Below are 12,876 nucleotides of genomic sequence, written 5' to 3' on the forward strand. Positions count from 1 at the left end.
TATCATTATCCCCAAAAACAAAGGATTCATGGCGGTGTGAAGAGGATTATTATCGGTGCAAAACTTTGAAAGAGCCCTGCGAAATATTCAAAAAAGAAGCCCACAATAGCATTGGCTTCTTTTTGACGTATGTACCTGATATCCGCTGCCGAACGGATGGCAAGAAAGCCGGATGGGAAAATCATTTGGAATGCGTTTTCATTGCCAGATAAGCGATCCAAAAGGATACGACACTTTCGGCTCCCTGGTTCAGGTTCAATCCGTCCGGTTCCACTCCATCGTAACAGCCGCCTGTTTCCCGATCAAGCAGGCACAGCTTTTCCGAATTGTTGCCGCGGTACCAGGAAAAGCATGTTTCAGCCCTGCCGAGAAATTTTTTATCCCTGGAGACCGCATAGGCCTCAAGGAACGCAAGCGTCATTTCGCAGGCTTCTACGGGCTGTTCGTCAAACCCTGCCGGCTCCTCACCTTTTTGAAGCCAGCCATTGCAGCCGATCGGTTTAAAATAATCCTTCGTGAACGTCACGCTTTGCAGAAAATCCAGACTTTGAAATCCGATTTCCCGAAATCGTTTTTCCTTTGTAATTCGATAAGCGACAAACATTGCCCACGGCAGCGTTGCATTGCAGTAGGTCATGCTGTCTTCAAACCAGTGCCAGTCGTTATTGTTATGAAGATCATACTGTTTGGCGAGGGAAACTGCCAAATTAGAAACAGAATCATCGTAGCCTTCTCCGCCGCCAAGACATCCCAGCCCGATGACCGCGTAGGCCTTTGCTCTGGGGGAAATGAGTTTCAGGCAATTGGGCAGGGCCTGCTCAATTACTTTCTCAAGGGTGCTTTTCACGTTTTGCGGAGTGGCGGAATTGTCAAATGCGTAGCACAAAGCCCACAGGCAGCGCCCAAAACAGTCCTCGGAACCTTCTTCTTCCAGAAATTCACGGTTGTAACCCATGAAATTCCGGAAGGTTCCGCCCGCGTTCTGAGCATGGCACAGGAAAGCAGCATACCTGTAGATTAATTTTTCAAATTTTTTTCCGCCGTATCGATCATACAGGCCCACGGCCATGATCAGCGCTCTGGCATTGTCGTCGGACGTATATCCCTCTGAGAGATTGGGAACGCCGTAGGTGGAGTGCTGCAGCATCCCGGTGTCGTCGGTCATATGGAAAATATGATCTGTCTTGATTGCAGTCAAACGATCGCTTCTATTCATGCGGTGACCGCCAAGCTGTCATGTTGCTGCAGGACGTCGGCAAACAGGTTTTTATATTGCTGCGCCACATGCCCCCACAGCATCGTCTTGCCGGTTTCCAATGTCTTCTGTTCCATCCGTCTCTTTTCCTCCGGATGGCCGATCACATATCCGATGCAGCTTGCAATCGATTCCGGGTCCCTGAATTTTGCAAGCAGCCCCCTCCCCTCCGACAGCATTTCATTTGCGTAGCTGTAGGGCGTTGAAACAATGACGCGGCCGCACCCGACGGCGTAGGCCAGCGTCCCACTCACCGCCTGATCTTTGTCGAGATAGGGGGTCAGATAAAGATCGGAGAACTTCAGATAGCGGATGATCTCCTCTTTTGAGAGATACTTGTTTACAAACCGGACATTGTCTGCGATGCCAAGCTTTTCTACCAGCGCCTCCAGGGATTTCCGATAATTCTCCCCGGACGTCTTTTTGACCGCGGGATGGGTCTGCCCCAGGATGAGATAGAGTACGTTCGGATCGTCCTTTGCCACCTTTGCGATGGCCTCCACCCCGTATTCCAGACCTTTTCCCGGTCCTAGAAGCCCGAACGTGCTGATTACAAACCGCTTTTCCAGTTTGTTCTCCGTTTTCAGATTTTCTCTGGATTTCATCGGCATATCGGGTACGCCGTGGTTGATGACTGCTATTTTGGATGGCTCAATGCCGTAAGCATCCTTTAAAATGTCCACCGTGTTATGCGCCATGGTAATGACTCTTTCTCCCTTTTCTCCAAGGGCATGCAGGATATGCCGCTGTTCCGTGTTCGGCAGCGGGAGCACGGTATGCAGCGTCGTCACAAATGGAATTTTCAGGGCATTGACCAAGTCGAGCAAATATTCGCCCCATTTGCCGCCATAGATACCGTACTCGTGCTCGATCACTAAAAGCTCAATCCCCGAATGATTCAGCCTTTCCGCCATTTTTCTATAATTGTCTTTGTTGTTTTGGGCAAGCTCCAGCATGACCCTGCCGTCGTACCGAAAACTTTTGTCGCTGACGGCGACGATCCTGCATTGGCTTGTCGCAGGGATCTTGCTCAACTGCATCACGAGATCCTGCGTAAACGTTGCAAGCCCGCATTCCCTTGGGGGATATGTGCTTAAAAAGGCTATGTTCATCGGTGTTTCAGAAATCATGACAATCACTCCTTCCGTGTCTTCGTCATCTAAAACGATTACCACCCGACGCTTTCACTCACGGTGAAAGCCGTATCACTGTGAATGGTACCATCCTTGACGTTACAGTTCGAAGCAACGACTGCGCCTTTTAATTTTGCGTAAGTTCCTATATCCACGTTGTCCCAGAGGATGCTGTCAGCCACGCTGCCGCCCGTGTGGACCCAGACATGATCCCCGATCACCGCATCCGGCCCGATTGTGGTGTACGCCCCGATTTTGACATGATTGCCGATATAAACGGGACCGATGATCTTGGCGGTGGAGTCTATCATGGATTTGCCGTCTTTGATTACGCTTTGGTTGTTGAAATCCAGGTTTTCTATCAGGCATTTCCCGGCCATGATGTCTTCGTGCGTCTGCAGATATTTTTCAGGCGTGCCAATATCCATCCAGTAAGAGCCGCTTTTATAAACAGCCACCTTGCTTCCGCTTCGCAAAAGCGCGGGGAAAGTCTCCCGTTCCACCGATACCGGGCGGCCTTCCGGAATCCCCCTGAGCACTTCGGGCTCCATCACATAAACTCCAGCGTTGATGTAATTAGATCTGATTTCCTCCGCCCTCGGCTTCTCGGTAAAAGATGTGGCATAGCCGTTCTCATCCTGTTCAATCACGCCATAGGCAGAGGGATTGTCCACCTGGGTGACGGCGATCGTCACAGCAGCGGATCTTGACTGATGAAATGTCACAAGCTCCATAAAATCCATGCTACAAAGGATATCTGCATTGAACACTAAAAACGTGTCGTCAAACAAATCCCCGGCTTTCTTGATGGCGCCGCCCGTTCCCAGCGGGAGGTCCTCGCAGATATACTCTATTTTTAATCCGAATTTACTTCCGTCGCCAAAATATTCCCTGATATACCGGGACTTGTAACAGGTGCTGATCACGATTTCACGGATTCCGCACTTTTTGAGATTCTCCATGTTCCGCTCAAGCAAAGGCCTGTTCATAATTGGAACCATCGGTTTGGGGATCTCATCGGTTAAAGGCTTCAGCCTCGTTCCCATTCCTCCCGCTAAAAATAATGCTTTCATGTTTCCCTTTCTCTAAAGAAGATTACTGCCCGGAAGAATTTCACTTCTACCAGCCGGGCATGTTCCATCCCGGGATTTACGATTATGCATGCAGGATTCCACATGCATTTATAAAAAGCCGAGCCTGTTTTTACTTTCAGCAAAACAGGCTCGGCGTAATATAATATTTAATTATATCTTCCTATTTCACTTCCGGACAGGATTCGATATACTGAAGCAAATCGCTCAAATCCGCTGTGGCAAGAGCGATGCAGGTATCTGCGGCGCCGTAATACATCCTGACTTTTTCCGTAGCCGGGTCCAGCAGCCATCCGCAGGGAAATACCGCTCCGCCCACGTCTCCCTCTTTCTCATAAGTCGTCTGCGGCCCGAAGATCCACTCGTCGCTTCTTCGCAGAATCCGAAAAGGGTTTTCCCGGTCAAGGAGCGCCAGGCCCAAGCGGTAGATGGCCCCTGCGGCAGTCTGCCTCATGCCATGATACAGAATCAGCCAGCCATCCGGGGTTTCAAGCGGCTGTGCGCTTAGTCCGACCTTATTGGCATCCCACCAGGCACCTGCGCGCGCAGGAATCAGCACCTTGTGGTCTCCCCAATGTTTCAGGTCCTTTGAACTCGACGCCCAGATATGCATCCCCGGTTCCCCGCTTACCATAATCGGTCTGTGAATCAGAATCCATTTTCCGTTTATCCTTCTTGGGAATAAAGCGGCATCTTTATCCTCAGGGGGCAGGAGAGGGCCCATTCTCTCAAATTCAGCAAAGTCTTTCGTCAGCGCGAGAGAAACCATTGGCCCGGATTTTGAAAACGCGGTATAGGTAATTCCCCATCTGTCTAATTCCTCAAGCCGCGTAATCCGTGGATCCTCAACACCCCAAGCTTCCTCGGGATGGTTCTCCGGGTCCGCCTCGAAAGTCGGCTGCTTGTCGATCATCCAGTTGACGATGCCGCTTTCACTGACCGCTTTCGTAAAATGGGAAAAACCTCTCCGGTCCTCCACACGCGCAAGCAACAATATCTTATTTTGAAAAGATGTAACCGCCGGATTGAATACCGTATTGGCCGGATACGGCCAATCCTTGGCTGATAAAATCGGATTGGACGGGTAACGGACAAATAAGTCCTGATATGTATTGTCGTAGCTTTTCAGCCTGGTTACAAAATGTTGCAATAAAACGCCATTCTTTCTGAAAAATCAATTTGATAAAGTGAAATGTCAAGTAATATTTGCTACCAATGACGTCCTCTTCCCTCTGCAACGGTACCAAAATATTCAACTTCTTATAAGTTCATTATACCACTTGGTTTACATAATACAAGCAAATTCCAATATTTATTTTTTTTGGAAATATTTTCATCGGATTTTAAAGACAAATTGCCGTCTATAAATGAAATCTTCGTTGGATCTCCGCGAACAGGGCCTTTCCCTCAAAAAGCAATAATGCGGCCAAAAAAATTATGGTCGAAGCAAAACAGATCGCGGACGGAATCATCACCGCGACCTTTCCCATCACCAATAAAATAAAAGATAAAATGCCGAACACACAGTCGATGATCAGATAGAAAATATAGCTCTGAATATCGAGCTTTCTGGCTCTCGCAATCACAGACATTGCCACCATGGCGCTGGTGCAAAGGATGGGAAGCACATAGTTCAGCGACCAGCCCTGAAAACCTGTGAACCGGTCCCAGACGTAAGCCAAAATGGAAAGCACGCCTACCTGCCATAAAATGGTTTTCGGAATATTTTTTCTTTTTTTCAGCACCAGTATGAGGGAGATCCAGAAGCTGCCGATCCCGCCGATCACAAACAGAAACCACCACCCGCCGGACGGAAGGACCAGATTGACTGCCGTACAGACCGCCGCCGCGGCGATTGAGCAAAATGACAGCCAAACCATCAGCGCATGCTCGGCGTCCGTATGCAGCGGGATCGTTGGAAATACGTTCCCGTTTTCATCCGCTTCCCCTGAAAGGTCGCCCTGACACAGGGGGCAGCGCCGATAGCTTCCCGGTAAACGGACCCTGCAGTTCTTACAGTACAGCATCGGCCTCTTCTTCCTCCGACTGTTCTAAATTAGAGTTAATTTCAATATCGAGTCCAAGCTCCGCCAGGCGATGGAAAAAGCATCGCGGAAGATCGGTGCTCTCCAATTGTGAGGAGTAGCTGATCGCCAGCGCATCCCCGAAGGAGCAAAGGCAGATCTGCGGATGTCCGGTGCCCACAAAAGCGTCGAAAAGGCGGATGAAACCGGCCATTTCCGGCGGCATCGATATTTTGCCGATATTTGAGAGTGCGGCCGTATCTTCCCGTTCCGCCCGCCACCCGGCAAATCTCAGGCAGGGAATCTTGGCTTCCAGCGGAATGGCCCTGATCACAAAATTGTTTTCAAGGGAAGCGTATCGGTTGATGATTTCCAGCATATTTTCCGGGACCAGCAGTTCTTTGAAAGAGCTGCGGACTTTTGCAAGCACTTCGGGGAAAGAGGCGCCCGACCCTTTGAAATCATAGCTGATATGGATGATCCCAAAGAAATTCCGGGCCGTCTGCGTCGGGAAAAATTGTCTTAAATTCACCGGGACAGTGATGGCCACAGGTTTCAGCCGGTCTCTGACGGCCATGCCGTCGTTGATGGAACAAAGCAGAATCGCCGTCAGGAATTCACTCATGGAGGCGCGGCATTCATGGGCATTTTTCAGGACGGCTTTCGTCGAAAGAACGCCTTCGACGATCCCGATGCGGTGATCCGGGAGATGCGCCCCTCTCAGGCGATAGGCGTGATTTGCCTTCTCACGCCGAACTTTTTTATCCTTGTCATAATATTGCTCGAAAGCATCCTGCCGGATCTGTTCCTGCGAAGAAGCGCGCCCGTCAAGCTGAAGCTCTCCTCCGGCGCAATCCGGATGTTTTTCTGCTAAGTAGAAATAAACAAGGGTGCGCAGGAACTGCACGGCTCCCACGCCGTCTGTCAGGGCGTGGAAAACCTCCAGGTTAATCCGCTTTTTGTAATAACAAACACGGAAAAGCAGCCCCGGCCGGTCTGCGCTGTAGAGAGGGGCGCAGGGAGATTCGTTTTCCTCTTTCACAATCGGGCGCTGTTGGCTTTCTTCGAGATAATACCAGAACATCCCTCTTTTTAAAATGGATTTGTAGAACGGAAACCGCACAATCGTCCGGTCCAAAGCATGCTGAAGGACTTGCGGGTCCACCGTCTCATACAGCTCGCAGGTAAAGCGGAACACGTTGGAATCATGTTTCGAGCTGGTTGGGGGGAAGATTTTGGCGGCATTGTCCAAACGGCTCCACTTTTGAATCACCTTCATGTCAGATATCCCTCTTGGCTAAAAATTCATTGATCACCTGATAGGCCCGTTTTACATGGACAAAACGAGACGGAAGCATGAGGAAAGCGTGCAGGGCGTCCTTCATCCGGTAGATCTCGACCTCGTTTCCGGCATCGCGCAGCTTTTTTCCGTAACATTCACCTTCGTCCCGCAAGGGGCAAAACTCCGCTGAAATAATCAGCGTGCGGGGCTGGCGCGAAAAATCACGGGACAACAGAGGGGCAAAATACGGATTACCGAAATCATCTTCCGATCCGCTGTATAATTCCATGAAGCTCTGAACCCGTCTGGAAGTGAGCAGATACTTTGTTCCATTCTCTTTCACCGAGGGAAACGGGGAACTGTCGCCGTAATCGTTAAAGGTGGCGGGGTATAACAGAATCTGCCGCCGGGGAATAAATTCCCCCCTGTCTCTCGCCATCAAGGAAACCGCCGCGGCCAGATTGCCCCCGGCGCTGTCGCCTATCAAGGTAATATTCTCCTGCCTGACAGGAAGGATATGCCCCATAAAAAATTCTCTTGCAACGGCATAGCAGTCTTCCGGTGCGGCGGGGAACCGGTATTCCGGCGCTAGATGATAATCCACGGAGGCAACCGTGTGCCCCGTCGCTTTTGCGAGATCAGCGCACACGCCCGTGTAGTTCTCGATTCCCCCGGTGACCCATCCGCCTCCATGAAAAAACAAGAGGACGGGGAAAGGGCCGGCGCCTGCCGGCCGGAACATGCGCACGGGGACATTATGATCTCCGCACATGATCTTTTGGTCCCACATCTGATAATCAGTTGGTCTGCCCCGCAGCCTCGCCAAGAGAAGTTCAGCCTGACGCTCAGCCTTATAGCTTTTCTTCACATCGGCTTCCAACGCCGTAATTGCCTTTAACGCCGCGCGCATCGCCTTATTGATTGCCAACAGCGCATCTCCTTCTCATAATGGTCCGGGGCGGGTTTTGCGGTCCCGGCAGATTTCCGGCCTGATGCGAAGCCTGTCTTTCTTTTATTATACACTATCGTGGCATGGCGCGTTAAATGCGAAAAAAATAAATGCGGCAGATTCGTCCGAGAATTGGCCCCGCAGTCGGATTGCCCGCGAAAAGTCCTCAGATTCTTCAAATAGAATTATAAGTGCAGGATACACTTATTTCCCTATCGTTTCGTGATATGCTGAATATATAATCCGTTCGGCAAGATAAGAAAAGATGAGAAATAAGAATCATGCAATTTAGCGAAATGAATTTAATGCCTGAAATCCTACGGGCAGTGGAGGAAATCGGATATACGGAAGCAACTGACATACAGATCGGCGCGTTTCCCGTGATGTTGGAGGGCAGGGATCTGATCGGCCGTTCCAGCACAGGCACAGGAAAGACCGCCGCCTTCGGAATCCCGATCGTTCAGATGGTTGCTTAAAGCGATCAGGGGCGAGGCCAAGTACTGATCCTGAGCCCTACGCGGGAACTTGCCATACAGACCAGTGAAGGAGTGCGCAAATTTTCAAAATACCTTCAAAATGTCAAAGTGACAATCGTCTGCGGCGGACAGTCCATACAGATACAGATCCGCCAGTTGCGCACGGCGCAGATCATCATTGGAACTCCGGGCCGTATTATGGATCACATGCGCCGCAGGACCTTGTCGTTGGAGAATCTGAAGACGGTCGTTCTGGATGAAGCGGATGAAATGCTGAACATGGGCTTTTTAGAGGATATTCAAACCATCCTTAAGCAGTCTCCCGAAACCAGGCAAACCGTCCTGTTCAGCGCGACCATGCCGCCCGCCATTATGAAGATTACGAAAGAATTTCAAACCGACCCGCAGATCATAGCAGTAGACAAAGGTCAAAAAGCAGTCGATACCATCTCGCAGTTCTACTACAACATCCCCCGGGTCGATAAGACAAAAGCATTAAAACTATTGCTTGAGTATCATCGCCCCAAGCGGGTGCTGATTTTCTGCAATACGAAAAAGATGGTTGACGAGCTCTGCGGGCAACTGAACGACAGCGGATTTCAAACGGCCGGCCTTCATGGCGATTTAAAGCAAAATCAACGCAATCAGGTGATGAGCGACTTTAAAAACGGCCGTACCGTTATCCTCGTTGCGACCGATGTGGCGGCGCGCGGAATTGATGCCGAAGACATCGACGCCGTGTTCAACTACGATATTCCCGATGAAGATGAATATTACGTCCATCGCATCGGCCGCACAGGCCGCGCAGGCAAGGCGGGAGCATCGTATACTCTGGCAGCGGGCAGGTCCCAGCTTCAAAGGGTGCATTCACTGGAAAAATTCATGGACTTAAAAATGGAAGAAGCCTCTGTGCCCGATATTGAGGAGATTCAGAAACGGCATCTTAAAAAATTCAGAGGAACCATCAAACAGTTTATGGATAAAAACAGCGGCTCCGAGTGGACATCGTTTATCGACGAGCTGGAACAGAACGGATATGAAGCAAAACGGATCGCAGCGGCTCTCTGCAAACTGCTCTATGATAAAAGCAGAAAAACCGGCGCCTTAAAAAATGTCCGAAAAATTGAGCCGACTTCCCCTGAAGAGGGAAAAGTCAGGTTAAAAATCGACATCGGCACCGACAACAAAATAATACCTGATTTTATCATCGGCACCATCGTCGAGACAACCGGATTGCCAGTGGTCGCAGTCGGAAAAATCGATCTTTACAGGGAGCGTTCCATTGTTGAAATGGAACCGAATGACGCGGATTTAGTCTTGAAAAAAATGAACGGATACCGAATGAAACAGCGCGTCGTACACATTGCTGCATTGAAAACGAAAGGATTGGGCCACAGAGATCATGCGTATCCGTCTGGTTCTAAACGGCGCATTGACAGCAGAAATCGTTATGGGGCCGGTTCGGCGCATAAATATAACCGCAGCAGAAGCAAATGAAAACAATTTACCCATGTGCGTTGCAACGAAATTATGATACTGTGCGAAAGGGATGGATGAGTATGATAAACGATAAAAAATTAGGTGAATATTGCAGCTTCTTGAACAAGTACGTTCCGGTGCGCATAAGATATTCTTCTAATGATCTTGCTGTAAAATCTTGCGATAACGCCTCCTGCGGCAATGCAGGCTGCAATTTGTGCGACGCCTTTGCAGGAGATAGGTCTAAGGGGAAAGATTGCTTAAATCCAGGTCTTAATCGAAAATACGGACGGAGTTAATCTGCCCGTTTTTCATATCAGGTGCGAGTAAAAATCAATCTATAAAGAATTAAAAAAGCGCTCGCCCAAAGGCAAAGCGCTAAAAATTAAAAATATTAAAAATATAGATATCTCACGAAAGTGGATATCTATTCATATTTTGTCCCGTGTAACGCCCGGGTTATCGACTGCTTACCCACTTTTGTCAAGCCAACAAACAGTTCCTCTTTGACATTAACACCGAATTTGAAGCCTTCGGTTTAGCATGAAAAGATAGGCTTATTGGATATTTCCAACCCGTTAATTATATCATGCTTTTGGCAATCTGTCAAGGAAAGCGCTCAGCGTCAGGGGAACCCCTTTTCAAGAGTAGAGGATTTTCTTGACATCTTTGCGATGCTTATGATATACTGACTGTGTATTCTAAATGTACGAATTGCCTCACATTTTTGTAAGTCATTCACATCGTGAAGACTTGCAAAAATGTGAGTTTTTTATACGGCGGATACAAATAAATTTATGGGGGTACCTGTCTATGAACAACGGTACAGTAAAATGGTTTAACGAAACAAAAGGATTTGGCTTCATTTCCAACGACGACGGCAGCGGAGACGTGTTTTTCCATTTTTCCGCCGTCCAGTCTGCTGGGTATAAAACTCTTGCAGAAGGCCAAAAAGTTTCTTATGACATTGAGACTGATCCAAAAGACAGCAGCAAAATGCGTGCCGTCAATGTTCGTGTCGCATAAATTTCCGGTTTGCCAGACCGCCCATTCGGGCGGCTTTTTTATGTTTACCCTGTGAGGTCTCCTAATGTACAGTCTCTTCTTCGTTCTATGGCCAATCGTTCTCGTTCATGTCGGGTCCATATCTTTGCTGTATTATGTAAACAAATGAAGTCCATGGAGGTTCATATGAGTCAAAATACAAAAGCGGTTTTGAAAAGCAAACTCGCCGTGTATACGGTCTGCTATCAGGAGGCCAAAAAGACAAAAGACTTGAAGCGTATAGCTTTGATTGGGCCTATTATTACAGACCTGCAGGATGAACTTGAATTGCTTCTCGAAGAATAAGTAAAGTATAGCGGCAAACCCAGATTTCGCTCTTAGCCCGTGCCGGGCTTTGCCCTGCAGCATGCCAGGGATGGAATAAAAATAACTTTCGCCATAATTCCCTCTAATTAAAAAAATTGACATTGGTGCATATCCAGCGTATAGTAATTGTAATATCATCCCGTCAGGCATTAATTTTATAATTTGAGGTGTTTCATGTACACAGACAAAACGTTAGTTTGCAAAGATTGTGGTCAGGAATTTGTATTTACTGCCAGCGAGCAGGAGTTTTTCGCTGAAAAAGGCTTTATGAATGAACCGCAGCGATGCAAATCCTGCCGAGACACACGGAAAAACTCCAAAGAAAGATCCGGCGGCAGCCGTGAGATGTTCGATGCGGTTTGCGCTTCTTGTGGCAAGCCGTGCAAGGTTCCTTTTCAGCCGAGAGATGGTCGCCCGGTATACTGCAGCGATTGCTTCGCGAAAAACAGAAGATAAAAATCTGAAGATTTCAGTGCGCCTTTTTGGGCGCACTTTTTTGAGTAAATTGCCTTATTCTTTCTGTCCTTCCTCGAAATACTTCACGGCCGTTCATATGCTTCATTGGGCGTCTTAGATCATTCTTCATCCCCGCCTCTGTCCGGTAAACGGTCTTTGCCAAGCTCGTGAATCTGTGTCTGAGCTCTTCGTATGCTTGATGCTGATAATCGAGTAACTGCCGCAGGCGTCACAGCCGGGCGGTCGTGGTGCGCGCTTCTTCGTGGCCTTGGAGGGAGGATGGCGGCGAAACAAAAAATTTCTTATTTATAATAATTCTTTCTTTCCTGCATTTCGGTGCTTCTCCAGCGTAGAATAAAAAGGAAAGAAGATGATACAAATGGGCCTTTCAAAAAAAGTCACCGGATACGATCGTTTCGTGGACAAATTCAACAGGAAGAACAAACAGACAGATAATTTTCAGCCAAAGAGCCATTTAGGCAATAAACCCATCGCACACGCCCCGAAAAACAGTCCGGGAAAGTAGAACCAATTTGGCACAGATTTTGCAAGCGTTCTGAAAACAGGCCAACTGCTTTTAGAGCGTTTTTTGTTTTCCTCTTCCGGCTTTCGGGCGTATCAACATAAACCCCATCAATCAGTCGATCCACTATGACTGGAACATTAAAAGTGCTCAGAACTGTTTTTGAGAATTAGCATGTTATCACATCAATGCCATAATAATAATCATTTTTCGCCCATCCAAGTGTGTCTACGAAAGCACTAAACTCCATTGTTTCAAAACCTTTAGCTAAAAAAGCAAAACTTTCATTTAACCATCCCAATAAATTCCAATTTATCTGCCCGTTTTATAAATAAGCTGGATCCACTGACATTTTACCATATATTAAAGATAAAGAAGCCGATCATCTATGATCGACTTCTTTCGACGAATATTTTGGTGGACCCGAAGGGGATCGAACCCTCGAACCTCACGGATGCGAACCGTGCGCTCTCCCAAACTGAGCTACGGGCCCATGATGTATGAATTTGTTTTAATATTGCAGATAGGTTACTGTTGTGATGGCACTGAGCCCGATGTGGTTTTACGACCAATCCTCGACCTTACGGATGCGAACCGTACGCTCTCCCAGCTGAGCTACGCCCCCAAGTTGTGGAATCTGTTCAATTTTTAGTTTTTGCTTTGTGCAGGTTGTCAGGTGGTCGGGGCCCGCTTTGCGGATCACTTGCTCTCCCAGCTGAGCTACGAGCCCATGTGTTATTCAATTTTGTGATGTGACCGATATGACTGCCAAGCGAGTTACGTACCGTTGCGAAAACCATTCCGCCCTGCTCTCTCAGCTGAACTACAGGTCCATGT

General features: G+C 48.3%; 11 protein-coding genes, 2 tRNA genes and 2 pseudogenes. 5 read left to right on the forward strand and 10 right to left on the reverse strand.

Annotated features, from left to right (window positions below):
- Positions 1 to 181: 181 nt before the first annotated feature.
- The 7 genes from VA597_RS12880 to VA597_RS12910 form a co-directional block, all read right to left on the reverse strand.
- Entirely contained in the window at positions 182 to 1,216 is a 1,035-nt protein-coding gene (locus VA597_RS12880; protein ID WP_128743178.1) for a glycosyltransferase, read from the reverse strand.
- Positions 1,213 to 2,385 (reverse strand): glycosyltransferase family 4 protein, encoded by a 1,173-nt coding sequence (locus VA597_RS12885; protein ID WP_128743179.1) that lies wholly within the window; start codon positions 2,383 to 2,385, stop codon positions 1,213 to 1,215. The genes VA597_RS12880 and VA597_RS12885 overlap by 4 nt, the downstream gene beginning before the upstream one ends.
- A 38-nt stretch (positions 2,386 to 2,423) precedes the next feature.
- A complete protein-coding gene (locus tag VA597_RS12890) occupies positions 2,424 to 3,461 on the reverse strand; it encodes a sugar phosphate nucleotidyltransferase (protein WP_128743180.1) in 1,038 nt (345 codons plus the stop codon).
- 181 nt (positions 3,462 to 3,642) lie between these two features.
- Complete coding sequence (locus VA597_RS12895; protein WP_128743181.1) at positions 3,643 to 4,629, reverse strand: glycosidase; 987 nt, start codon at positions 4,627 to 4,629, stop codon at positions 3,643 to 3,645.
- Between the two features lie 211 nt (positions 4,630 to 4,840).
- Positions 4,841 to 5,506, reverse strand: a complete 666-nt coding sequence (locus VA597_RS12900) for a DUF6320 domain-containing protein (protein WP_128743182.1) — start codon at positions 5,504 to 5,506, stop codon at positions 4,841 to 4,843.
- Positions 5,493 to 6,782, reverse strand: coding sequence for a hypothetical protein (locus VA597_RS12905; RefSeq protein ID WP_128743183.1), 1,290 nt, complete (start codon positions 6,780 to 6,782; stop codon positions 5,493 to 5,495). Before VA597_RS12905 ends, VA597_RS12900 begins: the two co-directional genes overlap by 14 nt.
- Before the next feature lies 1 nt (position 6,783).
- Positions 6,784 to 7,707 (reverse strand): alpha/beta hydrolase, encoded by a 924-nt coding sequence (locus tag VA597_RS12910; RefSeq protein ID WP_442861493.1) that lies wholly within the window; start codon positions 7,705 to 7,707, stop codon positions 6,784 to 6,786.
- 332 nt (positions 7,708 to 8,039) lie between these two features.
- Here VA597_RS12910 and VA597_RS12915 point away from each other — a divergent pair.
- The 5 genes and pseudogenes from VA597_RS12915 to VA597_RS12935 all read left to right on the forward strand — a co-directional run.
- Positions 8,040 to 9,008: pseudogene (locus VA597_RS12915) on the forward strand (DEAD/DEAH box helicase); the annotation flags it as partial.
- A 96-nt stretch (positions 9,009 to 9,104) separates the two neighbouring features.
- Positions 9,105 to 9,707, forward strand: coding sequence for a DbpA RNA binding domain-containing protein (locus VA597_RS12920; RefSeq protein WP_442861494.1), 603 nt, complete (start codon positions 9,105 to 9,107; stop codon positions 9,705 to 9,707).
- A gap of 795 nt (positions 9,708 to 10,502) precedes the next feature.
- On the forward strand, positions 10,503 to 10,715 hold the full coding sequence (locus VA597_RS12925) for a cold-shock protein (RefSeq protein ID WP_128743187.1): 213 nt from the start codon (positions 10,503 to 10,505) through the stop codon (positions 10,713 to 10,715).
- A 165-nt stretch (positions 10,716 to 10,880) separates the two neighbouring features.
- Positions 10,881 to 11,039 carry a hypothetical protein gene (locus tag VA597_RS12930; RefSeq protein ID WP_164919061.1) on the forward strand — a complete coding sequence of 53 codons (159 nt, stop codon included), beginning with the start codon at positions 10,881 to 10,883 and terminating at the stop codon, positions 11,037 to 11,039.
- 195 nt (positions 11,040 to 11,234) lie between these two features.
- Positions 11,235 to 11,516, forward strand: coding sequence for a zinc-ribbon domain containing protein (locus VA597_RS12935; RefSeq protein ID WP_128743188.1), 282 nt, complete (start codon positions 11,235 to 11,237; stop codon positions 11,514 to 11,516).
- 617 nt (positions 11,517 to 12,133) lie between these two features.
- On the opposite strand, the pseudogene VA597_RS12940 reads toward VA597_RS12935, so the two are convergent.
- From VA597_RS12940 to VA597_RS12950, 3 genes and pseudogenes are all read right to left on the reverse strand, one after another.
- Positions 12,134 to 12,289 (reverse strand): annotated as a pseudogene (locus VA597_RS12940) (DJ-1/PfpI family protein); the annotation flags it as partial.
- A 165-nt stretch (positions 12,290 to 12,454) separates the two neighbouring features.
- Positions 12,455 to 12,532, reverse strand: a tRNA-Ala gene (locus VA597_RS12945).
- 53 nt (positions 12,533 to 12,585) lie between these two features.
- A tRNA-Ala gene (locus tag VA597_RS12950) sits at positions 12,586 to 12,662 on the reverse strand.
- Positions 12,663 to 12,876 lie beyond the last annotated feature (214 nt).

The organism is Caproicibacter sp. BJN0012 (assembly GCF_035986805.1).
Classification (GTDB): Bacteria; Bacillota; Clostridia; order Oscillospirales; family Acutalibacteraceae; genus Caproicibacter.